This window comes from Fodinibius roseus (genome assembly GCF_900129315.1).
In the GTDB taxonomy this organism is placed as follows: Bacteria; Bacteroidota; Rhodothermia; order Balneolales; family Balneolaceae; genus Fodinibius; species Fodinibius roseus.
The window spans coordinates 38104-63218 of the sequence record NZ_FQUS01000008.1 but is presented as its reverse complement, the minus strand read 5'-3'; the positions used below and the strand labels follow the sequence as shown (position 1 = coordinate 63218).

25 protein-coding genes and 6 tRNA genes are annotated in these 25115 nt (G+C 47.5%); 25 read left to right on the top strand and 6 right to left on the bottom strand.

What is annotated here, in order from left to right:
• Positions 1–120: 120 nt before the first annotated feature.
• From BUB16_RS09055 to BUB16_RS09005, 11 genes are read left to right on the top strand one after another with little or no spacing between them, the layout of a single operon-like run.
• Positions 121–678, top strand: coding sequence for a Na+/H+ antiporter subunit E (locus tag BUB16_RS09055; protein ID WP_073062632.1), 558 nt, complete (start codon positions 121–123; stop codon positions 676–678).
• Complete coding sequence (locus tag BUB16_RS09050) at positions 678–953, top strand: MrpF/PhaF family protein (protein WP_073062629.1); 276 nt, start codon at positions 678–680, stop codon at positions 951–953. Before BUB16_RS09055 ends, BUB16_RS09050 begins: the two co-directional genes overlap by 1 nt.
• Positions 943–1278 carry a monovalent cation/H(+) antiporter subunit G gene (gene mnhG, locus BUB16_RS09045; protein WP_244545665.1) on the top strand — a complete coding sequence of 112 codons (336 nt, stop codon included), beginning with the start codon at positions 943–945 and terminating at the stop codon, positions 1276–1278. The genes BUB16_RS09050 and mnhG overlap by 11 nt, the downstream gene beginning before the upstream one ends.
• Positions 1278–1523, top strand: a complete 246-nt coding sequence (locus BUB16_RS09040; protein ID WP_073062624.1) for a Na(+)/H(+) antiporter subunit B — start codon at positions 1278–1280, stop codon at positions 1521–1523. Before mnhG ends, BUB16_RS09040 begins: the two co-directional genes overlap by 1 nt.
• Positions 1520–1828, top strand: a complete 309-nt coding sequence (gene mbhE / locus BUB16_RS09035) for a hydrogen gas-evolving membrane-bound hydrogenase subunit E (RefSeq protein ID WP_073062621.1) — start codon at positions 1520–1522, stop codon at positions 1826–1828. Before BUB16_RS09040 ends, mbhE begins: the two co-directional genes overlap by 4 nt.
• Positions 1825–2259: an MnhB domain-containing protein gene (locus BUB16_RS09030; RefSeq protein WP_073062618.1), complete on the top strand. Its 435-nt coding sequence runs from the start codon at positions 1825–1827 to the stop codon at positions 2257–2259. Before mbhE ends, BUB16_RS09030 begins: the two co-directional genes overlap by 4 nt.
• Positions 2259–2627 (top strand): cation:proton antiporter subunit C, encoded by a 369-nt coding sequence (locus BUB16_RS09025; protein WP_073062615.1) that lies wholly within the window; start codon positions 2259–2261, stop codon positions 2625–2627. The genes BUB16_RS09030 and BUB16_RS09025 overlap by 1 nt, the downstream gene beginning before the upstream one ends.
• On the top strand, positions 2624–4123 hold the full coding sequence (locus BUB16_RS09020; protein WP_073062611.1) for a complex I subunit 5 family protein: 1500 nt from the start codon (positions 2624–2626) through the stop codon (positions 4121–4123). Before BUB16_RS09025 ends, BUB16_RS09020 begins: the two co-directional genes overlap by 4 nt.
• A gap of 21 nt (positions 4124–4144) precedes the next feature.
• Positions 4145–5629 carry a monovalent cation/H+ antiporter subunit D family protein gene (locus tag BUB16_RS09015; protein WP_073062608.1) on the top strand — a complete coding sequence of 495 codons (1485 nt, stop codon included), beginning with the start codon at positions 4145–4147 and terminating at the stop codon, positions 5627–5629.
• A 4-nt stretch (positions 5630–5633) separates the two neighbouring features.
• Complete coding sequence (locus tag BUB16_RS21465; protein ID WP_073062603.1) at positions 5634–5849, top strand: hypothetical protein; 216 nt, start codon at positions 5634–5636, stop codon at positions 5847–5849.
• On the top strand, positions 5839–7569 hold the full coding sequence (locus tag BUB16_RS09005; protein ID WP_073062599.1) for a Na(+)/H(+) antiporter subunit D: 1731 nt from the start codon (positions 5839–5841) through the stop codon (positions 7567–7569). Before BUB16_RS21465 ends, BUB16_RS09005 begins: the two co-directional genes overlap by 11 nt.
• Positions 7570–7581: 12 nt before the next feature.
• Here the strand turns inward: BUB16_RS09005 and nuoK are convergent, their stop codons facing one another.
• The 3 genes from nuoK to BUB16_RS08990 form a co-directional block, all read right to left on the bottom strand.
• On the bottom strand, positions 7582–7884 hold the full coding sequence (nuoK, locus tag BUB16_RS09000; protein ID WP_073062595.1) for an NADH-quinone oxidoreductase subunit NuoK: 303 nt from the start codon (positions 7882–7884) through the stop codon (positions 7582–7584).
• A gap of 1 nt (position 7885) precedes the next feature.
• Positions 7886–8404, bottom strand: a complete 519-nt coding sequence (locus BUB16_RS08995) for an NADH-quinone oxidoreductase subunit J family protein (protein ID WP_073062591.1) — start codon at positions 8402–8404, stop codon at positions 7886–7888.
• A gap of 71 nt (positions 8405–8475) precedes the next feature.
• Entirely contained in the window at positions 8476–9291 is an 816-nt protein-coding gene (locus tag BUB16_RS08990; RefSeq protein WP_073062588.1) for an undecaprenyl-diphosphate phosphatase, read from the bottom strand.
• 84 nt (positions 9292–9375) lie between these two features.
• Here BUB16_RS08990 and BUB16_RS08985 point away from each other — a divergent pair, with 84 nt between their 5' ends.
• Positions 9376–10383, top strand: a complete 1008-nt coding sequence (locus BUB16_RS08985) for an AAA family ATPase (RefSeq protein WP_073062585.1) — start codon at positions 9376–9378, stop codon at positions 10381–10383.
• A gap of 216 nt (positions 10384–10599) precedes the next feature.
• Here the strand turns inward: BUB16_RS08985 and rpsA are convergent, their stop codons facing one another.
• Both rpsA and cmk read right to left on the bottom strand, forming a co-directional pair.
• Complete coding sequence (rpsA, locus tag BUB16_RS08980; protein WP_073062581.1) at positions 10600–12675, bottom strand: 30S ribosomal protein S1; 2076 nt, start codon at positions 12673–12675, stop codon at positions 10600–10602.
• A 69-nt stretch (positions 12676–12744) separates the two neighbouring features.
• Positions 12745–13401 carry a (d)CMP kinase gene (gene cmk, locus BUB16_RS08975; protein ID WP_073062579.1) on the bottom strand — a complete coding sequence of 219 codons (657 nt, stop codon included), beginning with the start codon at positions 13399–13401 and terminating at the stop codon, positions 12745–12747.
• 154 nt (positions 13402–13555) lie between these two features.
• Between cmk and rpsT the strand changes: the two genes are divergently transcribed.
• From rpsT to BUB16_RS08960, 3 genes are all read left to right on the top strand, one after another.
• Complete coding sequence (rpsT, locus tag BUB16_RS08970) at positions 13556–13807, top strand: 30S ribosomal protein S20 (RefSeq protein ID WP_073062576.1); 252 nt, start codon at positions 13556–13558, stop codon at positions 13805–13807.
• A gap of 16 nt (positions 13808–13823) precedes the next feature.
• Complete coding sequence (gene gpmI / locus BUB16_RS08965; RefSeq protein ID WP_073062574.1) at positions 13824–15344, top strand: 2,3-bisphosphoglycerate-independent phosphoglycerate mutase; 1521 nt, start codon at positions 13824–13826, stop codon at positions 15342–15344.
• Positions 15345–15581: 237 nt separating this feature from the next.
• Positions 15582–18224 carry an ATP-dependent Clp protease ATP-binding subunit gene (locus BUB16_RS08960; RefSeq protein ID WP_073062572.1) on the top strand — a complete coding sequence of 881 codons (2643 nt, stop codon included), beginning with the start codon at positions 15582–15584 and terminating at the stop codon, positions 18222–18224.
• Positions 18225–18501: 277 nt separating this feature from the next.
• On the opposite strand, the gene BUB16_RS08955 is transcribed toward BUB16_RS08960, so the two are convergent.
• Positions 18502–19638 (bottom strand): hypothetical protein, encoded by a 1137-nt coding sequence (locus tag BUB16_RS08955; protein WP_073062570.1) that lies wholly within the window; start codon positions 19636–19638, stop codon positions 18502–18504.
• Positions 19639–19812: 174 nt separating this feature from the next.
• Between BUB16_RS08955 and BUB16_RS08950 the strand changes: the two genes are divergently transcribed.
• From BUB16_RS08950 to BUB16_RS08905, 10 genes are all read left to right on the top strand, one after another.
• On the top strand, positions 19813–20772 hold the full coding sequence (locus tag BUB16_RS08950; protein ID WP_073062568.1) for a glycosyltransferase family 2 protein: 960 nt from the start codon (positions 19813–19815) through the stop codon (positions 20770–20772).
• Between the two features lie 70 nt (positions 20773–20842).
• Positions 20843–20916: transfer RNA gene (locus BUB16_RS08945), tRNA-Pro, on the top strand.
• A gap of 108 nt (positions 20917–21024) precedes the next feature.
• Positions 21025–21098 (top strand) — tRNA-Arg (locus BUB16_RS08940).
• Between the two features lie 92 nt (positions 21099–21190).
• Positions 21191–21261 (top strand) — tRNA-Cys (locus BUB16_RS08935).
• A gap of 125 nt (positions 21262–21386) precedes the next feature.
• Positions 21387–21459 (top strand) — tRNA-Glu (locus BUB16_RS08930).
• 85 nt (positions 21460–21544) lie between these two features.
• A tRNA-His gene (locus tag BUB16_RS08925) sits at positions 21545–21621 on the top strand.
• A 109-nt stretch (positions 21622–21730) separates the two neighbouring features.
• Positions 21731–21803: transfer RNA gene (locus tag BUB16_RS08920), tRNA-Glu, on the top strand.
• Between the two features lie 372 nt (positions 21804–22175).
• Entirely contained in the window at positions 22176–24242 is a 2067-nt protein-coding gene (locus BUB16_RS08915; RefSeq protein ID WP_073062566.1) for a heavy metal translocating P-type ATPase, read from the top strand.
• Between the two features lie 13 nt (positions 24243–24255).
• Positions 24256–24597, top strand: coding sequence for a P-II family nitrogen regulator (locus BUB16_RS08910; protein WP_073062563.1), 342 nt, complete (start codon positions 24256–24258; stop codon positions 24595–24597).
• Between the two features lie 92 nt (positions 24598–24689).
• Positions 24690–25076 carry a DUF302 domain-containing protein gene (locus BUB16_RS08905; protein WP_073062560.1) on the top strand — a complete coding sequence of 129 codons (387 nt, stop codon included), beginning with the start codon at positions 24690–24692 and terminating at the stop codon, positions 25074–25076.
• The last annotated feature ends 39 nt before the right edge of the window (positions 25077–25115 follow it).

Here is a 25115-nt window from a genome sequence, read left to right as displayed (position 1 = left end):
ATTAATTATTTAAGTTTTGTTAAATTCATTCCTAAGCTGTTATTTCTATTTCAGGTCTAAGTTAGATTTTGTATGTTTAGCGACTATTTTGATCATTGATAACATATTGACCACGGAATTGTGAAGACTCTGTCCCTGCGAAATTTTGTTGTGTCATTCATCACGCTGATGACCTTCTGGTACATTATGAGCGGTTTTTTTGATCCCATACACAGCCTTATGGGCGTTGCCAGCGTTGCCGGAGTCATGGCTCTCAACTACCAGCTGCGCAAGCATAAATATTTTGAAGACGAGGTGGATGTACTGGATGAGTTGCGGTACGGCCGACTGATGTTTTATTTGCTGTGGATGGTAATGCAAATTGTTCTATCGGGTATTCAGGTGGCCATTTTAATTATTACGCCTTCTCTGCCGGTCAGACAAAGGATGGTGCGCTTCAAGGTGGATCTGCCCAGCGCCCATGCCAAAATGATTTTGGGAAATTCCATTACTCTTACGCCCGGCACGCTTACGGTGGACATACATGAAGACGAATTTCTCGTCCATTCCATTGATCCCAAGGCCTATGAGGGCATCGTCAATGACAAAATGCCCAGGGAAGTGCTGAAGCTTTTTACGAGCGAGATGCACCCGGTCGTCTCGGATGTCGAAATTATATCAGATAACGAAAATCTGTAATGCACACTTTCTTTTTATACAGTGCCGTCATACTTACGGCAATTATTGCCATACCGGCCTACCGTGTCATCAAAGGGCCTACGGTATTCGATCGCCTGATCGGTACGAATGCCATAGCTACCAAAACCATCGCTCTGATTTGCCTGATCGGATACCTCTTCGGCCGGATCGACATGTTTATTGATATAACACTTGCTTACGCCATTCTGGGATTTATAGGCTCACTGACCATTGCCAAATACTTTACTGCAGTGGAGGTGCGATATGATGACTGATATTCAAATTATCTTTACGGTCCTCTTCGTTATTGCGGGCATTTTTTTCCTGTTGGTGGGCAGTATAGGCACCATACGCCTGCCCGATTTTTACTCTCGTACTCATGCCACCAGTAAAAGCGACACGCTGGGACTTTTGCTGATTATTGCGGGACTTATTATCTATGAAGGATTCCATGTCAATAGTCTCAAACTGCTTTTAATCCTGTTATTTATTGCACTGTCAAACCCAATAGGTTCACATGCTTTGGCCCGCGCCGCATATGAAGCGAATCTCAAGCCGTTATTCAAAGGAACCGATAAAGAAAAAGGGAACCAAGCCTGATGTACTGGGAATTTGAACTCATATTATTTTTCTTTTTGCTCACGACGGCCATTATTGCCCTCGAATCGGATGACCTGCTGGTGGCAGTCGTCATGCTTACGATCTTCAGCTTCCTGAATGCCCTGTTGTTTACCACCATGGGAGCTGTGGATGTCGGCTTTACGGAGGCTGTTGTCGGGGCCGGTGTCACCGGTATTCTGCTTGTCGTTGCTATCTATCAAACCACATATAAGACAGTCGATTGAAAAATTTTATCCAGTTTTTTCTAATAATTTGCTTTACGGGCCTGCTGCTTTTTGCGGCCATGGATTTGCCGTATCGCGGAGAGGCAGGCAATCAAATGAACCGGGAAACGAGTATTACGGGTACGGAAGTGCCCGGCAACTATTATGTGCAGGAGGCTTATAACGATGCCCATACCAATAATATGGTCACGGTGGTATTGGGCGATTACCGTAGTGTTGATACACTTGGGGAACAAATAGTCATATTCACCGCTGGGATGATCTGCTTTCTGCTGTTAAGAAAACACGAGGAGGAGGAAGAATGAAAAAGCGCGTTGCAAGTCCTATTGTTTTACTGGGCTCTCGCCTGTTGAGTCCCTATATCATGCTGTTTGGGCTGTATGTTATTTTTCACGGCCACTACAGCCCGGGCGGAGGATTCCAGGGCGGCACTCTTCTGGCGGCCTCGCTGCTCCTGATCCGCATTTCCAGCGGACGCCGTATTTCACGTATTCAGTTCAGCGACTATCTCACCACGCCCCTGGCGGTCATCGGGGTGCTGATCTATTTTGGTACGGGACTGACGGCTCTCCTTGCGGGAGGCTATTTTCTTGATTATGGACAGCTTCCCATTCCGGGACTTGATGCCCCGGATCTGCGTTACTGGGGAATTTTAATTATTGAACTGGGTATCGGCCTGACCGTCATGGCGGTACTGGTATCAATTTTTGACGATATGATCAGGGGGGAAGACTGATGGTTGATTTTGTATTGGGACATTATGCGTATTGGTTCACCATTATCTTGCTGGCTATCGGGCTTTACGGGATGCTCATTAAAGATAATCTTGTCAAAAAGACGATCGGGCTCTCGATCTTCCAAACGGGGGTCATCCTGTTTTTTGTCTCAATTGCCTCTAAGTGGGGAGCTACCGTCCCCGTTAAAAGCGATGAATTTCCTGTCACAGAGGTCGCAAATTATATGAATCCCCTCCCCCATACCCTCATGCTTACGGCTATTGTAGTGGGAGTCGCAACCCTGGGCGTCGCTTTTGCCCTGCTTATTACCATCTACAATCGCTACGAGACCCTGAACGAACAAGAACTGTTAGAAAAGATTCAATGATCGGATCAGATATACCGGCTTTAATTCCTATTACATTTCTGGCTTTTGCTGTTCTTATTCCGCTTTTGGGGCTGTGGAAAAGGCACCTGTCGTATTACTGGGCCGTATTGGGGGCAACCATAGCTACGGGGTTTTCTGCTCTCGGCTTTTATAACTACATCAGCGGCAGCGAAACCATCCGCTACTTTTTCGGGGGCTGGGAGCCGCCCGTAGGGATTGAATTTGTCTACGACGGACTGTCCGGGTTTATCGTGCTGGTTATCAATACTATTGCTCTTTTTGTGCTGATCCATTCCCGCCTGATCGGCAAAAGAGAGTTTCCGGGCAAAGTAACCGGATATTATTCGGTTGCCATGCTGCTTATGCTTGGCTTCAACGGCATGGTTCTGACGGGCGATCTCTTTAACCTTTACGTCTTTCTTGAAATTTCTTCGCTCGCCAGCTACGCCCTTATCGGCATCGGTGAGAAGAGAGCGCCCTATGCGGCCTTTCGCTACCTGATTATCGGTACGGTGGGCGGATCGCTTTACTTGTTGGGTGTCGGCTTTCTGTATACCGTGACGGGTACGCTCAACATCATCGATATGGCGGCCATGCTACCGGAGGTCATTGGCAATTCTGCGATTATTACGGCTCTGGCATTAATGGTCGCCGGTATCGGGATCAAGGCAGCGCTCTTTCCCCTGCACGGCTGGTTGCCCGACTCCTACAGCTATGCCTCTTCTACCTCTTCAGCTCTTATAGCTCCCATCGGTACAAAGGTGGCGGCTTATGTTCTTCTTCGGGTCGTTCTCTATCTGTTCGGTGTTGATATTATAGATTCGGCGATCCCTATTACTGATATTATCGGCATACTGGCCGGAATCGGTATTTTATATGGATCGGTAATGGCCATTGCCCAGAGTGACCTCAAAAGGATGCTTGCCTACAGCAGTGTCTCTCAAATCGGATACATTATTATGGGGATCAGCCTCGCAAATCCCTTCGGTTTTATCGGTGCCGTGCTGCATGTGCTCAATCACGCCTTGATGAAAGCCTGTCTCTTTTTGGTCTCGGGCAACCTCCGCCTGAAAGAGGGACATACGGATATTACGAAATTCGACGACAGTTACCGGAAAAAATACCCGTGGACAATGGTAGCCTTTACAACAGCCGCCCTCTCCATGGTAGGCCTGCCGCCGCTGGCGGGATTTTTCAGCAAGTGGTATCTCGCGCTTGGAACCATTGAAAACAGCAACTGGCTGCTATTATCAGTTATTCTGATAAGTTCATTGCTCAATGCAGTGTACTTTTTCCGCATTCTCGAGAAAGTGTACCTGCGTGATCCCGAGTCGACGGATGAGAAAACCGGTATTATTTCATCCCTGACTACCAATGAAGTTAAACCGTCTATGCTCTGGACCACCTCCATCATTGCCTTCGGTATTCTGGCTGTCGGACTGCTCAATGCATTTATCGTTTCGGCTATTGTAACAATGTTTCCCGCTGGATTATAAACCAAGAAATTAACCTTTGTAATGGAGCTTACTTTTGTCCCCTTATATGCTGTACTCGTATCGCTGGCCGCGGTACCGTTTATCCTGCTGAGTTCCGGCAAACCCAACCTTCGTGAGTTCTGGACCATCCTGGCCGGCGTTGTTAAGTTTCTGCTGGTCCTTACGCTCATCCCCGCCGCTTTAGAGGGACGTACTATCGAACTGACTCTTTTTGAAATTGCCCCGAATTTGCCCATTGAGCTGCGCGCCGATCCGTTCGGGGTGTATTTTGCTATCGTTGCATCCGGCCTGTGGATTTTCACTTCCTTCTATTCCATCGGCTATATGCGGGGACACAAGGAGAAGAAACAGACCCGCTATTTTGCCAGTTTTGCCATATGTCTCTCGTCAACGATCGGTATTGCTTTTTCGGGAAACCTCCTCACTTTCCTTATTTTTTACGAAATGCTGACCATTGCGACCTACCCGCTGGTGATACACAGCGAAAACAAAGAGGCTATCCGCGCCGGTCGCAAATATTTAGCCTATACGCTAACAGCGGGCCTGTTGCTTATTGCAGCGGTAGGTATTACCTATTCCCTTACCGGCACACTTTCATTTCAGCCGGGCGGTATTTTTGGAGATGTGGAGCTCAGCAATACCATGGCGGTTTCGCTGTTTCTACTCTACCTGGGAGGCGTGGGTGTTAAAGCCGGAATTATGCCTATTCACAGCTGGCTGCCGTCTGCAATGGCGGCCCCCACCCCGGTCAGCGCCCTTTTACACGCGGTGGCGGTCGTAAAATCGGGCGTTTTCGGCATTATTCGCGTCGTTCACTATGTATTCGGTCCGGAAGTGATGGGCAATTTCGGGTTAAACGACATCCTCATGGTCATAGCGGGGGTTACCATTATTGTGGCATCCCTGCTGGCCTTTGCCCAGGATAACCTAAAACGGCGGCTGGCTTATTCGACCGTGGGACACCTTTCCTATATCGTACTGGGTGCGGCCATGGTCACTCCATTGGGACTTACGGGCAGTATCATGCACATTTCAGCCCATGCCACGATGAAGATTACCCTTTTCTTCTGTGCGGGAGCAATTATGGTAAACCTTCATAAAAAGAACATCAGCGATCTGAATGGAATTGCCACGGTTATGCCCTGGACCATGGGGGCATTTGTCATTGGTTCGATGGGTCTTGCGGGACTCCCTCCCATAAATGGTTTTGTAAGTAAATGGTTTTTAGGGGCCGGCGTACTGGAAGGGGATATGATGCTTCCGCTGATCATTCTTATCATAAGCGGGTTGCTTAATGTGGGGTATTTTTTTCCCATCATACACCGCGCATATTTCAAGAAAGGCGGGAAGGAACTGGAGGGACATACAGAGGCCTCCCCCTTCATGGTCGTCCCCATCGTAATAACAGCAACAGCATCCGTTATTTTCGGCCTCTTCCCGGATCTCTTTTTTCACTTTTTCGAGCTGGCATCCGGTATAGCTGAAACTGTTTTTAATACTCTGTAACGCTATGAAGAAATGGCATTGGATATTACTTGGAATTCTGACAGTGATAAGTCTCATTGTTGAATTCACTATGGTAGAACACCACGGAGATCACTGGTGGAGCCATATTCCGGCATTTTATATCATCCTGGGACTTGTTGGTTCTGCCGTTCTTATATTTCTCTCCCTGTGGTTGGGAAAATTAATCCTCTTAAGAGACGAAGATTATTATGATCGTTGAACTATTTACGATACCGGCTGTCATTTTAATTGCCGGAGCATTTATGCTGCCGCTGCTTCCCCGGCAAGCGCGCGGGACGGCATTTATCCTGTTTCCGACCATAGCTCTGGGCGTTCTGTGGATGCTTCCCGAGGGAAGTCTGTTGCAGGCCACACTGGCGAATTATGAGCTTCACCTGCTCACCGTTGATGCCCTGAGCCGTATCTTTGGTACCATCTTCGCCCTTATCACAATTGTAGGCGGAATCTATGCCCTGCACATGAAAGAGCTGGGACAGCAGGCCTCTGCCCTTGCCTATGCCGGCGGTGCGCTCGGGGTTACTTTTGCGGGGGACTTTTTTACCCTTATTGTCTACTGGGAAATTATGGCCGTGACTTCCTCCTACCTGATTTGGGCCCGGCGGACGGAACGGTCCGACAAGGCAGGGATGCGATATATACTGGTCCATGCCCTGGGCGGGGGACTCCTGCTCAGTGGTGTACTGCTGCACCTCTCGGAGGGGGGCTCTCTTTTGCTGGGCCCCCTCGCTCCGGAGCATACGCTCTCAAGCACACTGATGCTGACCGGCGTGGCCATAAACTCTGCCATCCCCCCGCTGCATGCGTGGCTGGCGGATGCGTATCCCAAAGCGACCATTACCGGAGCGGTTTTCATGTGCGCCCTGACAACAAAATCTGCAGTCTATGTGTTGATTCGCCTGTTCCCCGGTTGGGATATCCTGATCTGGGCCGGACTGACTATGGCTGTCTGGGGGACTATCTATGCGCTGCTTGCCAATGACATACGTGAAATTCTCGCCTACAGTATCATTAGTCAGATCGGGTACATGGTTACGGGTATCGGCATCGGCACCGAGATGGCTCTTAACGGGGCAGCGGCCCATGCATTCAGTCACATCCTGTATAAATCGCTGCTCTTTATGGGCGCCGGCGCCGTCATGTATGCCACAGGCAAAAACAAGCTTTCGGAACTCGGGGGCTTTGCCAAAAAAATGCCCCTGGTTGTGATTCTTTATATTATCGGGGGATTGGCTATTTCCGGAGCTCCGCTATTTAACGGTTTTATAAGCAAGTCGATGATTATCAGCGCTGTCGGTGATGCGCATATGGAAACGGCTACCATAATACTGCTTTTAGCCTCCATAGGCACGTTCTTGCATACGGGGCTGAAGCTGCCCTACTTCACCTGGTTCGGACCGGCTAAAAGCGAGTTTACAGTCGACCAGGTACCCGTCAATATGAAAATTGCTATGGGAATCGCCGCCTTTTTCTGTGTCTTATTCGGCGTCTTTCCTTCACTGCTGTATACGTATCTCCCCTACCCTGTGGAATACCATCCCTATACCGCTTATCACCTTGTGGAGATGACTCAAATTCTGATATTCGGCTTTATCGGCTTTTGGTTTTTAAAAGACAAACTCAACACGGCTCCCAATATCTCACTTGATCTGGATTGGTTTTATCGCCGGCCGGCTCGTCTGGTCCGAACAGTTTTTGTCCGGTTTCCCGATCGTGTTTTTGCCGCAGCAGAAGACATCGTGCTGAAGGCTGCTCAGGGAATCAGCCGTATTTCCAGGAATCCCCGCAAGTATTTCTATTCCGGGGATACCGATGCCTCCGGCCGGCCTGTAAAGACGGATGATTTTACCGCGCCTATCCATGCCGCCATGGCTTTTATCCTGCTGGGATTTATTTTAATGGCCTTGTTTGTTTTGGTATGAAGGTAGGTTTATTTACCACCGCAATAAATTAACGCGGCTGATATCAACAGACAGATTATTACGAAAAATCGCAATAATAATCGCCAGGCCCACAACCGCTTCAGCCGCGGCGACCGCCAGTGAAAAGAAAACCAAAATCTGCCCGTCAACATTACCATAGTGACTGCTGAAGGATATAAGTGTCAGGTTTACGGCATTCAGCATCAGCTCTACACACATAAAAATGACGATCGCATTCTTACGGATGAGTACACCTATAATTCCGATCGTAAAAAGGATAGCACTAAGGGCCAAATACCAATCTATACTAATCATCTTATTCTTCTGTAGCAGGTTTAATTTTAAGTTGTGCAACAATGAGGGCACCCACGACGGCCGCAGTCAACAGGATAGCGGTTATTTCAAAGGGCAACAGGTAATCCGTGTAAAGCACATCCCCCACGGCCTCCACCGTGCCCATCTCAGCCATCTTTTCGGAGACGACCGGAAGGGTGTCTGAAAAACTGCCGATGCTGTATAGAATCTGAGAAAATACGCCGACACCCAGCAGAAAGGCCACAAAATATTTGATGCGAAATTTGTTGAACAGACTCTGTTCCTCATCCACATTAAGCAGCATAATGACAAATAAAAAGAGTACCATAATGGCTCCCGCATACACCAAAATCTGGATAACAGCCAAAAACTGTGCCTCCAGCAGCAGGTACATACCCGCGAGCGATACCATGTTCAACACCAAGAAAAGCGCACTGTTGACGGTATTCTTGTTTATGACCATGGCCAGTGCGGAAGCAACGGCCAGTACCGCTAAAAAGATAAATAAATAAGTAATCATATCATCCAATTTGTTTTAGTGGCTTCAAAGGTAGATAAATTTAAAAACGGCATCAACTGTAAATATGAAATTTACCAATAGTACAGGACTCCGATGCCACCTAATATCCAGCAATACCAGGCAAACGGGTGGATACCCTTGCTGCGGAGCAGAATAATCAAATATTTAAGCGCAAAATAGCCCGAAACAAATGAGGCCACAAAGCCGATGATGAGTCCCAGCAGCGTATCAAAGGGAACCCCGGCCTCCACCATTTCCACCGTCTTGAGCAGCATGGCACCCCCGATAACCGGGATGACCATCAGAAAAGAAAAATTAGCCACCTCCTCCCTTTTTATTCCCAGGTACAACCCGAGCGATATCGTCGAACCCGACCGGCTTATGCCCGGAAGAATAGCAAAGGCCTGGGCCAGTCCGATACCGAAAGCGCTGCCGGAGGTCAGATTGTTGGGGTGTTTTCTCCGGAAACGGGTACTAAACAGAATAATACCAGTAACCAGCAACATAACGGAAACCGGAAAGGGGCTGAGAAAAACACTTTCAATCGTCTCCTCCATCGTGAGTCCCACCAGGGCAGCGGGAATCATGCTGATCAGGATAAACCATGAAAGTTTAATATTATTATCCGTTTTGTATCGTTGTCGTATCTCTGTGGGCTTGCTAAGCAGTTTCCAAAGTGAAGATAGGATCGCACCAATTTCCTTTTTATAATAAAGCAGAATACTGCACAAAGTGCCAAAATGTACAATAACTTCGAACGTGATATTCTTTTCAAAATCTCCACCGAGCAATTCCTTGCCCAGAACAAGATGGCCGGAACTGCTGATCGGCAGAAATTCCGTCAGCCCCTGAATTAATCCTAATAAAAAAGAATCTATGATTTCCATTTGTTAACTTAAGCCGGTTAGTTTTTCTGCGCCGGAAAATAGCTATTACATAATCAAATTCTAAATCAAACTATTACATTTGTCATGTCCTATACATCAACACCCGTAGATATGCAGGAACTGGGAGAAAAAATTCAACAGTCCAGTGCCTTTATTGAAGATATTTATACTGAACTGAATAAGGTGATTGTGGGGCAGCGATATATGATCGACCGGTTGCTGGTCGGACTGCTGGCCGACGGGCACGTACTGCTGGAGGGAGTGCCGGGGCTTGCAAAAACACTGACCGTCTCATCCCTCGCCACGGTAATAAACACGAAGTTCCAGCGACTGCAGTTTACCCCGGACCTGCTGCCCGCCGACCTGATCGGTACCTTGATCTATAACCAGAAAGAAGCGGAATTTACAGTCAAAAAAGGGCCCATTTTCTCGAACATCATTTTGGCTGACGAGATTAACCGTTCGCCGGCCAAAGTACAAAGCGCCCTTTTGGAAGCCATGCAGGAACTGCAGGTTACAATCGGCGAAACCACTTACCCGCTGGATGAACCGTTCCTGGTACTGGCGACACAGAACCCGGTGGAGCAGGAAGGGACCTATCCCCTGCCCGAAGCACAGGTTGACCGGTTTATGATGAAAATCAATATTGACTATCCCACGGAGAGTGAAGAGCTTGAGATTATGCGCCGCATGGCCAAAACGGGAAAAAAAGAGGAGCTGAAACCGGTTATCACGACCGAGAAAGTATTAAAGGCCCGTAAGGTAGTGGACCAGATATACATTGACGAGAAGGTAGAACAATATATTATTGACCTGGTATTCGCTACCCGTAATCCGGAAAAATATGGTCTCGATGATCTGTCGGAGCTGATTAACTTCGGAGCTTCACCCCGGGCGTCCATTAATCTGAATCTGGCTGCGCGAGCCCACGCCTTTATGGAACACCGGGCATATGTCACGCCGGAAGACGTACGCACCATTGCCATGGATGTCCTCCGTCATCGTATTATTCCGACCTTCGAAGCGGAGGCCGAGGAGGTCACCTCCGAGGATCTGATAGACCGGGTGATGTCGTCCGTGCAGGTGCCGTAATCGTAGCGGCTAAAATTTTTCTTTTACGCACCTTTTGTATCAAGACAAAAGGTGCAAAGCATTTTTTTAGCATAGGCATAGGGGACGCCATGATGACCATAAAAATAATAATCATCTTCCTTAAGGCTTCAAAAAGAAAAAGGCCCAGTGTCGTTAAACACTGAGCCTTTTTAACATGCTACAAAACAAACAGATGTTAGCAAAGCTATTCAGGAGTTACTCCTGCTCTTCATCATCTTTTTCCTCCTCCTTGTCAGCCTCTTTAGCGGCAGCCTGAAGTCTTTCTGCGGCTTCGGCCTTTTCTTTGGCAGCCATCTGCTCCTTAAGATCGGCCAGACCCGACATCTCACCCAACGTAGGAGTACCCGTTTGCGGTGAGGATTTTTTCTTCTTGGACCGGCTTTTCTTCTGGGTTGATGAAGATGTGGACTTGGCTTTCTTCACATCCTGCTCGCGCTGACTCAGTGTAATATTCTTGTTTGTTTCATCAAGCTCAATTACAAACGCTTCTACAGAATCCCCTTCAGCAAAGTTTTCGGAGGGCTCGCCATCCGCTTCGGTCTTGCTGGCGGGAATAAAACCTTTAAGTCCGTGAGGCAACGTTACGAACACTCCTTTGTCGGTAATATCGGCCACTTCGCCTTCTACCTTGTTCGTGCCGCCGTACTCTTCGGCAAACTGCTCCCAGGGATTATCTTCAATCTGCTTGTGACCCAGTGTAATTCGACGGTTCTCGAAATCAATGGCCAAAATAACAACTTCGATCTCCTCATCCTTGTCGATAATCTCATTCGGATGATTGACCTTCTCGGTCCAGCTCAGGTCAGAGATGTGGATGAGTCCGTCAATGCCGGGTTCGAGCTCAACAAACACACCGAAGTTGGTAAGATTGCGAACGGTTCCCTTGTGCTTGGAACCCACGGGATAGCGCTTGTCAATTTCCTCCCAGGGATCTTTCTCAAGCTGCTTGACGCCCAGGGAAATTTTCTTTTCCGGCTCATTTACATTCAACACCACGCAGTCGATAATATCGTCTTTGCTGACCAGCTGCGACGGGTGCTTGATATGCTGTGTCCATGACATTTCGCTAATGTGAATCAGTCCCTCGACGCCTTTTTCGAGCTCGATAAAGGCTCCGTAATCAGCAATGGATACCACGCGACCCTGCACCTGAATGTTTTCGGGATACTTAAGATCGATTTCATCCCACGGATGCGGCTGCAGCTGTTTGAGTCCGAGCGAAACCCGTTTGGATTCATCGTCGAAATCAATAACCGCCACGTTCATGCGCTGGTCCAGCGAAACAATTTCCTTGGGATGCTCCACTCGTCCCCAGGAAAGATCCGTAATATGCAACAGTCCGTCGACCCCGCCGAGGTCGATAAATACACCGAAATCGGTAATATTTTTAACAATTCCTTCAAGTACCTGTCCCTCTTCAATCGTAGAGAGAATTTCTTCGCGCTGTTCTTCAAGGTCAGACTCGATAAGCGCTCGGTGCGATACCACAACGTTCTCTGCGTGCATATTCAGCTTGACCACCTGAAATTCCATGGTCTTGCCTACATAGGCATCAAAATCACGGACGGGACGCACATCGATTTGTGAGCCCGGCAGGAAAGCGTCGATCCCCATAATATCCGCCACCATACCCCCCTTGATACGGCGTTTGATATATCCTTCAACAATTTCACCGGTTTCAGCAGCGCGTTCAATGGTCTCCCAGGCATGCAGAATGTCAGCCTTGCGCCGGGAAAGGATGAGCTGGCCTTCCTGATCTTCCACCTTATCCAGAAATACATCCACTTCATCGCCGGGTGCGAGGTTTTCAACCACTTCATCGGGAAATTCATTCGTCTGTACAATACCCTCAGACTTAAACCCGATATCAACAATTACATAATCTTCATCAACGGAGACAACACGCCCGGTGACAATCTCCTTCTCCTCAATCTCATTGAGCGTATTTTCATACATATCCGCAAGCTGATGAAACTCTTCATCGGAATAATCTTCCGAGGCAGCTTGCAGCTGATCATAGGTATAGGTGTCGGCTTCATCTATATCGCCGGAAAAGGAGGGTACCGAAACTTCTTCAGGCTCTTGCTGTCCCCCTTCCTCTTCTTCAGTTTCATCAGCAGCATCAGCCGCAGATTCCTCTTCGCTGGCAGATTCTTCAGAAATAGATTCTTCCCTGGCCTTCTCCGATTCTTCTTCGGCGACTTCCTCCGTAACTGCTGTCTGTTCTTCTGGTTCTTCCTGGTTTTGTTCTTGTTTTAGTTCGTCTGTCATTATATGCTTTAATTAAAATTACCGCACTCCAAATGATTTGGAATGGGATTAGCGTTAGTATTATAGTTCTTATCGTTCCATCAGGTTGGTTATATGTAAACAAATTTGATCAACCTGTTGTTCGAAACTCAAATTTGTCGTATCAATGGGGATGGCGTCCTCTGCTTTCTTAAGCGGATCTGCCTTTCTGCTCGCATCACTGTGATCCCGCTGTTCGATATTCTGCTTCACTTCTTCCAGCGTGAGACCGGGATTATCCGGCTTCCGCTCCTCGTATCGCCGGCGGGCCCGTTCCTCAATATCGGCTGACATATAAAATTTCAGCTCGGCATCGGGAAAAACGGCTGTCCCCAGATCACGTCCTTCTGCAATATATACCCCGTCATCTACCGCCTTACGCATAAGCCTGTTCACAAAGGCCCGAACATTCGGCATGGAAGCGACCTTGCTGACGTATTCGGCCACCCTTGGCGTTCGAATATGGTCGGTTACCGGTGTCCCGTCAATTTCAATATGAAACTGCTGGTCGCGGTAACAGAACGAGATCTCTTTTTGGTGCAACAATTGAAAGAACGCTGTTTCATTCCGGTGTGCCTGCAAATAGAGCAGGGTTATGGCTCGATATAGCGCTCCGGAATCCAGATATTCAATCTCTAATCTATCGGCTACGGCCCGCGCAGTTGAACTTTTACCCGAACCGGCCGGTCCATCGATCACTGTGATCATTATGGAAAGTCTCCTAAATTACCCTTCTTTTGTTAATTTTTCAATGATTTCTTGTTTAATGATTCCAGAAATTTTAACTTTGGGTTCTTTCTGAAATGGCGAAGGAGATGATACGAATAAATTTAAAGAACTGATAAGAAACTCTTAAAAATATATGCCACAACATAAGTCAGCAATTAAACGCGTTCGACAAAACGAAAAACGTCGCAAGCATAATCAGCCGCAGCGTTCAAAAATGAAAACGCTGGTTAAGAACGCTCTTGAAACAACCGACCAAGAGCAAGCGCAGGAAGCCGTCAGGGAAGCGACCTCTTATCTGGATAAAATGGCGGCCAAGGGACTGGTACACGAAAACTTTGCAGCCCGGCGAAAGTCGAAACTGGCCCAACACCTGAACAACCTGTAAACAGATTCCCCCTGCTTTGGCTGATCCAACATCGAAAGCGCTTCTGATTATACTTGACGGCTACGGAATAGCTGAAGACCCTGATGTTAGCGCCATTGAGCGGGCTGATACTCCGTATATTGACAGTCTGTTTCGAAACCACCCGCACAGCACACTGATTGCCAGCGGCGAAAAGGTCGGGCTGCCCGAGGGACAGTTTGGCAATTCTGAAGTCGGGCATCTTAATATCGGGGCTGGACGCATTGTGCCCCAGGAGCTCACCCGGGTAAACATATCCATCGAGGATGGCTCTTTTTTTGAGAATGAGGTTCTCACTACCGCCGCTGAAAAGGCAAGAGAAAACGGCCGCATCCACCTGATGGGCCTTTTTTCCGATGGCGGTGTTCACAGCCACAACAACCATCTTTTCGCCTTGCTCCGGCTGGCCAAAAAAGCCGGTGTCCCCAATACTTATGTACACGCTTTTACCGACGGGCGGGATACCGATCCTCACGGGGGACTGCACTATGTGAGAGAATTCGAGAAACAAGCCGGCGAGATCGGAACGGGAACAATCGCATCTATCGTGGGAAGATATTATGCCATGGATCGCGATAACCGGTGGGAACGCACCAAACTGGCATACGACCTGCTGGTAAATGGGCAGGGTGAAGCGTTCGATACCCCGGAAGAGGCCCTTCAGGCATCGTATGATAATGACGTTACCGATGAGTTCGTCAAACCCAAGCTGATCGACCAATCCCCGGATTCCCGAATACAGAAAAATGATGTTATTATTTTCTATAACATCAGGGGGGACCGGGCGCGTCAGATTACCCGTGCCCTCACCGAGCCCGGATTCGATAAGTTTGAGGTCGATCAGAATCTTGATTTGCATTACGCTACGTTCACCGCATACGATGATACCTTTGATGTGGAAGTGGCCTACCCTCCCCTGGCGCTTAACAATACGCTGGGAGAAGTCGTCAGTCGTCACAACCTGAATCAGCTTCGCATTGCTGAAACGGAAAAGTATCCGCATGTCACCTATTTTTTTAATGGCGGGGAGGAAGAACCGTTCAAGGGAGAGCAGCGCGTCCTTATCCCGAGTCCCAAGGTAGCAACTTACGATCTCCAGCCCGAAATGAGTGCGCCTGAAGTAGCTGAGAAACTCTGTACACAGCTCAAGACCGGGAAGCACCATTTAGCTATATTAAATTTTGCCAATCCCGATATGGTGGGACATACCGGCGATATGGAAGCCGCCATTCGCGCCGTGGAAACCATTGATACCCAGCTTCAAAAAGTAGTGGAAACCGCTACCGAACACGGCTACAAAATACTCATTATGGCGGATCACGGGAATGCAGATCGCATGATTGACGAAAATGGAAACCCGCATACCGCGCACACAGCGGCACCGGTTCCCGCGCTTATTTTGAACGAACCGGAGGCCAAGAACATGCATGACGGCATTCTTGCAGACGTAGCTCCAACCCTGCTGAAGCTAATGGGACTGCCTCAGCCGGAAGAAATGACGGGCACCCCCCTATTCTAAGTCGCTAAAATCAAATGATTCTGTTCGTTTAAACGCTTATAAAAAGTATTTCGGGATTATAACCCGGCACAAGCCCGATTATTTTAAAATTTCTGTTCATCAACAGGTAAATCCACTCTTTTTGTTTGCTTTTGCACGATCCCAGTACTACTTTCGTTAAAGAATATGAACTAAATATTCGATTCACTCGTTTTACCGATTGACAGGTAACCCAAAAAGTTTAAGAAGATTTGTTTTATGGAGGGTAATTTCTCAAGCAAAGTTCGAGATGTCATCCAATTCAGCCGCGAAGAAGCGCTGCGATTGGGTCATGATTATATCGGCACAGAGCATTTAATTTTAGGAATTGTACGTCTTGGCGAAGGTGTAGCTGTTAAAATCTTGAAAAATCTGAACTGTGATCTTTTCAAGCTAAAGAAAACCGTTGAAGATACGGTGCGTGGTACCGGTGGATCTGTAAAAGTGGGTAACATTCCGCTCACCAAACAGGCTGAGAAGGTACTGCGGATAACCTACCTGGAAGCTAAGCTCTACAAAAGTGATACCATAGGCACGGAACATCTGCTGCTTTCACTTTTGCGCGATGATGAAAATATCGCGGCCCAGATACTGCAGCAGTTTAATGTGTCGTACGATGCAGTTCGAGAAGAACTGGATCTTATTATTTCAGGAAAATCACCGGATGATGACCGTCAGGATTCTCGATCTGTCTCGGCGAGCCTGTCTTCTTCATCAAAAGGTTCGCAATCGTCCGGAAGCTCACGAGAAAAAAAGATGGAAAAATCAAAAACACCCGTACTCGACAACTTCGGCCGCGATTTGACCCAGATGGCTGAAGATGATAAACTCGATCCGATTATCGGTCGGGAAGAAGAAATTGAACGCGTGGCCCAGGTGCTGAGCCGGCGCAAGAAGAATAACCCGGTACTGATTGGAGAGCCGGGAGTTGGTAAAACCGCTATTGCCGAAGGACTGGCCACCCGCATCATGGAACGCAAAGTATCCCGTGTTTTGTACGACAAGCGCGTTATCGCCCTGGACCTCGCCGCACTTGTTGCCGGCACGAAATATCGCGGACAGTTTGAAGAACGCATGAAAGCCGTCATGGGTGAGCTGGAGAAAACAGAGAATGTCATCCTGTTCATCGATGAGCTTCATACCATCGTGGGAGCCGGCGGAGCCAGTGGCTCACTGGATGCCTCTAATATGCTGAAGCCGGCGCTGGCCCGTGGAGAGGTACAGGCTATCGGAGCGACGACGCTCAATGAATATCGCCAGCATATTGAAAAAGACGGGGCCCTCGAGCGACGGTTCCAGAAAATCATGGTGGACCCCACAACACCGGAAGAAACCATTGAAATCCTTAGTCAAATCAAGGACAAGTACGAACAACATCACAGTGTTGCTTATTCGAAGGAAGCTATTGAAGCCTGCGTGAAACTGACCGATCGGTATGTGACCGATCATTTTCTGCCTGACAAAGCTATCGATGCGTTAGACGAGGCCGGCGCACGGGTACACCTCTCAAACATCCATGTGCCCCAACATATCATCGACCTCGAAGAAGAGATCGAAGAGACCAGCAAGGAGAAAAACGGCATGGTCAAGAAGCAGCGCTTTGAAGAAGCGGCCCGCCTCCGTGATAAGGAAAAGCGACTGACGGATGAACTTGAACAGGCCCAAAATGAATGGGAGAAAGAGTCGGAGGAAATTATCTATGATGTTGAAGAAGATGACGTAGCCAAAGTTGTCGGCATGATGAGCGGTATTCCGGTCAGTAAAATCAGCCAGAGTGAAAGCAAGAAGCTGGTCAAAATGAAGGAAGAACTTTCCAAGCAAATTATTGGCCAGAACGAAGCGATTGTCAAACTTACCAAGGCTATCAAACGCACCCGGGCGGGACTCAAGGACCCGACGCGCCCCATCGGATCATTTATTTTCCTGGGACCGACGGGCGTCGGTAAGACGGAAATGGCCAAAGTGCTGGCACGCTATCTTTTCGATAAGGAGGATGCGCTGATTCGTATCGACATGAGTGAGTATATGGAGAAGTTTTCCGTGTCACGCCTGGTCGGGGCTCCCCCGGGCTATGTGGGATACGAAGAGGGCGGCATGCTTACCGAAAAAGTACGTCGCAAGCCCTACAGTGTGGTACTCCTGGATGAGATAGAAAAAGCGCATCCCGATGTGTTCAATATATTACTGCAGGTACTCGATGACGGTATCCTTACCGACAGCCTGGGACGCAAGGTCGACTTTCGCAATACCATTATTATTATGACTTCCAACATCGGAGCCCGGGATATCCGTAACCTCGGTCAGGGTATCGGTTTTTCATCCGGTGACAGCAGCCTCGACTATGAGAAGATGAAATCAACCATACAGGATGCCCTGAAGAAAGTCTTCAATCCGGAATTTCTCAACCGTATTGATGATGTGATCACTTTCCGTGCACTCGAGAAGGAGGATATTTTCCAAATTATCGACCTGCTCTCGGATGATCTCTTTAAACGCATTCGTGAACTCGGCTATGAGGTTGAGGTCACCAAGGGCGCCAAGGATTTCATCAGCGACAAAGGATTCGACCAGAAATATGGTGCGCGTCCCCTGAAACGAGCTATACAAAAGTATGTAGAGGAACCGCTGGCGGAAGAATTGCTCGAGTCCGAACATCCCGAGGGATCGAAAATCAAGATCAAAATGAACAAGGCCAGAGACGGATTAACCTTCGACTGGATTAAGGGGAATGGAAATGATACCACGGCCGCTATCGAAGGCGGTAAAACGGAAACGGAGGATAGTGACAATAGTGACGACAGCGATGGTGGTGATAAGAACAGTTCTGAGAACAAGGAATCACCATCCGAAGCCAAAGCATAGTTCACCAATCCATAACAATCGGTTAAAATTAAAAAGTAATCAAATTAAAAGGCCTCCCCACGGAGGCCTTTTTTATTTATAGAAGCCTTTGAAAAACCAGGAATTTTAAAAGCCTGAGTACCTTCAAAATTACAGCAAATAAATCATGGGTGAGAATTTTGAAGGTGCTAAAATGCAGATATTGCCAAAAGAACGGTTTTTGCAAAGGCTTCTTATACTCTATAAGTAAGCTATACGAGCTTTTTGTCTAATCCGGGGGTGGGGGGACCGGGGTGCGTTAAAAAGCGACCTCTATACTCAGCTCTTTATTGGCACCCTCTAATTGATACTTGTTGGATGACGTTCTTTTTATATCCGTCGTAAAGGCCTCATGAAAATGTAGCTCTTCCGAAAAATTTTCGCTTACAATATCCCGCCTGACCAGGTCAACCGCCTTAACTTCAATATTGTTAAGATTCGCCGAAGAGGATGAATAATAACCGCTGATAATAAGTAACATATCATCCTCCGAAAAATAATCAGCCATAAAAACCGGTTGCCGCAAGCTGGTGCTGCCTATATTCTTGGCATTCAACAGATCGTAAACCCGGATCCTGTTCTCTGAAAACAGGGTCAGATGTTTCCCGTCATCCGCCAAACTTGCTCCAGCCAGTTCCTCTTCCGAAACAATCGTATTGATCTCATTCCCGTATTTATCCATAACGATCACCCGGTCGTTCGTTCCGTCAGCTGCCGTAACGATCGTGAGCATGCTTCCCTCATCCGAAAGCTTTAGATCTTTGATATACCGGTCATCGCTCCGAAAGATTCGCCGGAGCTGTTTATCGGCATCAATCAACTGAACTTTTGAGCCGACCGAATTACCCGACTTTATTTTAGAGGTATAAATAATGAATGTCTCGTGGTCTGGATTCGTCACCAGCTCGGAGATCGTCTCTCCCTGCCGGGTACTGCTTCCGTTTGATATATTAGTCCCGACCTCTCCCAGTTCGTCGTGGAAAGTAAAATTCATAATATTGTTGCGAAGCAGCAGGTGTCCCGCATTTGTGGGATATGCAGACAATGACGGGTCATTGGAACCTAAAGCGATAGAGGTGTATTTATTCAGCGTATCGCCCCCGGCGCTCAGCAAGGTGACCCCTGCCCTGCCCTTTACATTATCCAGCAGGCTGACGACAGTTCGATCGGGCGAAATACCCACGGCGGCAAAATCAGAGCTGAATCCGGAACCTGGGAAGCGAATTTTCCGGGATTCGAGCTCAACGGAAGTTCCGTTGGCCAGTGAAAAGACCGAGGGACCATTCCCGGACGTCGCCGGTGTCACCGAAACGTTAATGGACTGTGCCGAAGCTGGGACAGGAAGAATAACATATGAAAAAAGGATATAGAACAGGGGAAGGAGATTGCGAATCATAAATGAAAAAAAATACTCAAGTATTAAAATTAAAAGACTTTAAGAACGGGATTTTTTAACAGATATGCAGATTAATAACAATCCATAATTATAAAATATTATTTGTAGATTTGGCTTTTCCGGTATTTCCAGGTGAAATCCGGGCAACTTTTAACTTTATTTAGACAGTCAAGCATGTTTTTTTCGGTCATTATTCCGGTTTATAATCGTCCCCGGGAAGTCGACGAACTGTTGGAAAGCCTTAACAGGCAGACCTATCAAAACTTTGAAACGCTGATTATCGAAGATGGTTCCGAAGAACGTTGTAAAAAAGTGGCAGACCGGTACAGCAACCAGCTTGATCTCCATTATTTCTACAAAGAAAATTCAGGTCAGGGTTTTAGCCGCAACTTTGGATTCGAGCGAGCGAGCGGCGATTACCTGGTTGTTTTCGACTCGGATTGTATTATTCCGTCCCATTATTTTGAAACAGTGAACCAGTACCTGCAGCACCATCCGGTCGATGCATACGGCGGACCTGATCGGGCTCATGAGAATTTTACGCCTGTTCAGAAAGCGATCAGCTATGCAATGACCTCTCCCCTTACCACCGGGGGTATCCGCGGGAACAAACGTCACGCCGGCACGTTTCACCCCCGGAGTTTTAACATGGGGATCTCCCGGGAGGTCTACAAAGAAACCGGCGGCTATCGCATCACGCGTATGGGGGAAGATATCGAGTTTAGTATCCGTATTATCAAGGCCGGCTTTACCACGGCTCTTATCGAGGATGCCTTTGTCTATCACAAACGACGAACAAGCCTGTCCCAATTTTTTAAGCAGCTCCACTTTTTTGGTCGCGCCCGCATTAACATCAGCCGGTTTTATCCGTCTGAAATTAAAGCTGTACATACGCTGCCGGCACTTTTTACCATCGGACTGTTGTCCTTTGTATCACTTCCGTTGTGGAATGCCGAGCTCTTTTCCCTGTTGTGTACACCTTTTTTCTTATTCCTCGCACTGTTATTTGTCCACGCTGCCTACAAGAATAAAAGTATCTATATCGGCGTCCTCAGTATAGCAACTACATTTATCCAGCTCACAGCCTATGGAATCGGATTTTTAACAGAATGGTGGGTGAAGTTGCGGGAGTAAAATTCATTTTGTTTTGAAATTGATTTGAGATGCGAAGACTCTTATATTTGACATCTTTCTGAGAAGGAATCGGGGAGTAGCGCAGTCCGGTAGCGCATTCGCTTTGGGAGCGAAGGGTCGCAGGTTCAAATCCTGTCTCCCCGACACAACAAATTTTGAATTCTTAATTTTGAATATTGATTTAAAAATCGGGCGCCAAATGCGGAGCAAAACAATTCAAAATTCAGAATTTAAAATTTAGGATTGTTTTGAGCGCCCGTAGCTCAACTGGATAGAGCAACGGCCTTCTAAGCCGTAGGTTACAGGTTCGACTCCTGTCGGGCGTACTTTTGAATGTCAGGATCTCAGACTATAAATTTTGATTTGAGTTGATTCACAAATCATAATTCAACTCAAAGTTTATAATTACATATTCAAAGGCGACATGGCCGAGTGGTTAGGCAGAGGTCTGCAAAACCTCCTACGGCGGTTCGAATCCGCCTGTCGCCTCAGTTTTATTTATTGTTGCCGGGGAAAAATTATTGGTACCGGTATCGGGAAACACAGCCAAAATAATCGTGCTGGATTTTCAATGTTGTACCCATAACCGGGTCAACAAATAACTGAAACCAACTGCCGCGTTCGTCTAGGGGTTTAGGACGCCGCCCTTTCACGGCGGTAACACGGGTTCGAATCCCGTACGCGGTACTACATACATGTTGAATGGTGGCTGTTGAATTTCAAGTTACCCACCACAACAATACAGTGCTTATTTTATTCATATTTCAATACGGAGCCTGTAGCTCAGTTGGTTAGAGCGCCAGGTTGTGGCCCTGGAGGCCGTGGGTTCAAATCCCATCAGGCTCCCCACTTTTTAGTTGTTCGTTACAGTTATTGGTTATTAGCTTAGCGAGACCGTTACTTTCTTAATCTACCGGCGCTCCCTGCAGGTACAATAACAACAAATAACCGGATTTTTGCCGCGTTCGTCTAGGGGTTTAGGACGCCGCCCTTTCACGGCGGTAACACGGGTTCGAATCCCGTACGCGGTACACGAGCCCTTGTAAGTCATTGACTTGCAAGGGCTTATTTATTCTGATAAGAAATGGGTAACATTTTTTTCTCGTTTTATTACCTTTAAAACATAAATTCGAATGAGCTCTTTTCGTACATAAAATACTACCTAAACCAGAAAAATTGTGCGAGAATATAACAAAGTTCATCCAGAATATGTTTTGCAATGTGTAAGGGCTCCCCCACTTAAATGTAGTGTATAGATTTTTAACATCTGCAATAGAATTATATCCTATCTCCTAATGCCTTCCCATTTTTAAGCTTAATTTAAGCCTCAATTCCCTATAATACCTGAAAGCCAAAGCTGCGGTTATTTTGGTAACCAGAAAAAATAGTTTAATGATGGTATTATGGAACATTCCCACAAACACTCTGAACACACACACAGTCATCAAAACGAGCACCAACATCATCACAATCACAAAGATAACGACCACGAAGAACACAAGCATTCCGGCGGGCATGCCAAGCACCATGCCCACATGGCCGAAGATTTCCTGAAGCGATTTTGGATTTCTATTGCACTGACGGTGCCCATCCTGGTACTGTCTCCCATGATTCAGGAGTTCCTTGGGCTGGCAGACGCCCTTCGGTTTACTGGCGATATTTATATCTCTTTTGTACTCTCCAGCATCGTCTTCTTTTACGGTGGTTGGCCTTTTCTAAAGGGGCTCTATGATGAGCTGAAAGATCGCCAGCCCGGGATGATGACTTTGATCGGCATCGCTATCACCGCGGCTTACGTGTATAGTACCCTGGTAGTATTTGCGGTAGAAGGACAGGTTTTCTTCTGGGAGCTGGCTACCCTGGTTGATATTATGCTGATCGGCCATTATATCGAGATGAAATCCGTGATGAGCGCCTCCCGGGCACTCGAAGAGCTGGCCAAACTGATGCCGTCGGAAGCGCATGTCGTACAAGATGACGGATCCACGCGAGATGTTCCCCTTGAAGAACTTCAAAAGGGATTTAAAGTATTGGTAAAACCCGGTGAAAAAATTCCAGCAGATGGTTTAGTAGTTGATGGAAAGAGTTCGGTCAACGAATCCTTAATGACCGGCGAATCCAAGCCGGTGTCTAAAAAGCAGGGCGATGAAGTGATCGGGGGATCCATAAATGGAGAAGGATCTCTTACTATAGAAGTAAATCGGACGGGTGAAGACTCCTTTCTCTCCCAGGTCATTGATCTTGTACGGCAGGCACAAGAAAGTAAATCACGTACTCAGGACCTGGCCAATCGCGCAGCATTTTGGCTGACAATCATTGCTTTAGGTGCCGGTGCGCTTACCTTTTTTGCGTGGACCTTCTTTACCACCGAAGATTTTGTATTTGCCCTGGAGCGAACCGTTACGGTGATGGTCATTGCCTGTCCGCATGCGCTGGGACTGGCTGTCCCGCTGGTCGTGGCTGTTTCCACCAGCCTGGCCGCCCAAAATGGATTCCTTATCCGTAACCGCACCGCCTTCGAAGAAGCCCGCAATCTCGGAGCCATAATCTTCGATAAAACGGGAACACTTACCCATGGTGAGTTTGGAGTAACTGATGTTCTTACGTTCAACGGTTTCAACGATAAAGAGCAACTCCTGAAACTGGCCGGTTCGCTGGAACAAAACTCTGAACATCCGATTGCCCGGGGCATCGTAAAAGCCACTGACGGGTTGATGAAAGTAGAGGAGTTCAACTCCATTACCGGTAAGGGCATCGAAGGGAAAGTAGGTGGCAAGCAGGTTAAAGTAGTGAGTCCGGGCTATCTGCGTGAAAACAATATCGATTTGCCTGGCGACCAATACGAACAGCTTTCCGGTCAGGGCAAAACCGTGGTGTTTGTTCTGGTTGATGATCAGCTGCAGGGCGCCATTGCCCTGGGTGACAGCATTAGGGAAGATTCAAAGAAGGCCATTCAAAGCCTGCATGACATGGGTATTCAGTGCATCATGCTGACCGGCGACAACCGGCAAACAGCCGCCTACGTAGCCAAAGAACTCGGGCTGGACGACTTTTTTGCCGAAGTGCTGCCCGAAGAAAAAGCGGCAAAAGTCAAGGAAGTACAAGCACGCGGACTGAAAGTAGCCATGACCGGCGACGGGGTAAACGATGCTCCTGCCCTTGCGCAGGCCGATGTGGGTATCGCCATCGGGGCCGGCTCGGATGTGGCCGTGGAAACCGGCGATATCATCCTCACCCAAAGTAATCCCAAGGATGTAGCTTCACTAATTGCGCTTGCGAAAGCGACCTACAAAAAAATGGTGCAGAACTTGTGGTGGGCTACGGGATACAACGCCTTTGCGATACCATTGGCCGCAGGGGTTTTATACACGTATGGCATTATTCTGAGCCCCGCCCTTGGCGCTGTGCTAATGTCGCTCAGTACGGTGATCGTGGCCATCAATGCCCGGTTCTTAAAAATTGAACGTTAAAAGCGAGGTTGTTATGAAACTTGTTAAAGCTTATATCCGACCCATGCTCCTTGAAGATATTTATAGTACGCTACGCAAAGAAGGGCATTGCTGCATGACCGTCTTCGAGGGCGAAGGTACCGGCCGGTACAGTGATCCTGATGATCAACACGGATCCTTAAATTTTCCGGCTATGCATACCCACATCGTAAAGATTGAAATTGCAGCTAAGGAGGAGGATGTAAGTTCAATAGTTGAGATCATTAAAAAACATGGCCGCACCGGTCGATCTGGTGACGGAATTGTATTTGTATCACCCATTGAGCAACCCATACGGATACGAGATGGGAAACAGGGGGCTGATATACTCAATTAATTAAGCTCTACACTTTAAGGTTGCTTTAAGGGAGGTTGTTGTATGTTACAATAGAACACACAAACCAATTGAATCTTTAAAATCAAAACACTATGGAATATTTCACTTCACAGAAAGTCGATCTCTCCTATGATCAGGCCATCGAAAAAGTTACCGAACTTCTTAAAGAAGAGGGATTTGGCGTGCTAACGGAAATCGACGTTAAAGACACGTTAAAAAAGAAACTGGATGTGGATTTTAAAAAGTACAAAATCCTCGGAGCTTGTAATCCCAACTTCGCTCACCAGGCTCTGCAGGCCGAAGATAAAATCGGCGTGATGCTGCCCTGCAATGTCATTGTGGAAGAAAATGAGGATGGCACGGCAGAAGTCTCTGCCGTAAATCCGGTAGCGTCTATGCAGGCGGTTTCTAATGACAAACTGCAGCCCATTGCCGAACAGGTGCGAACCAATCTTAAAAAAGTAATCAACAATCTGTAATAAAGGATTCCATACGTGGAATCCAATTACTAAAACAAT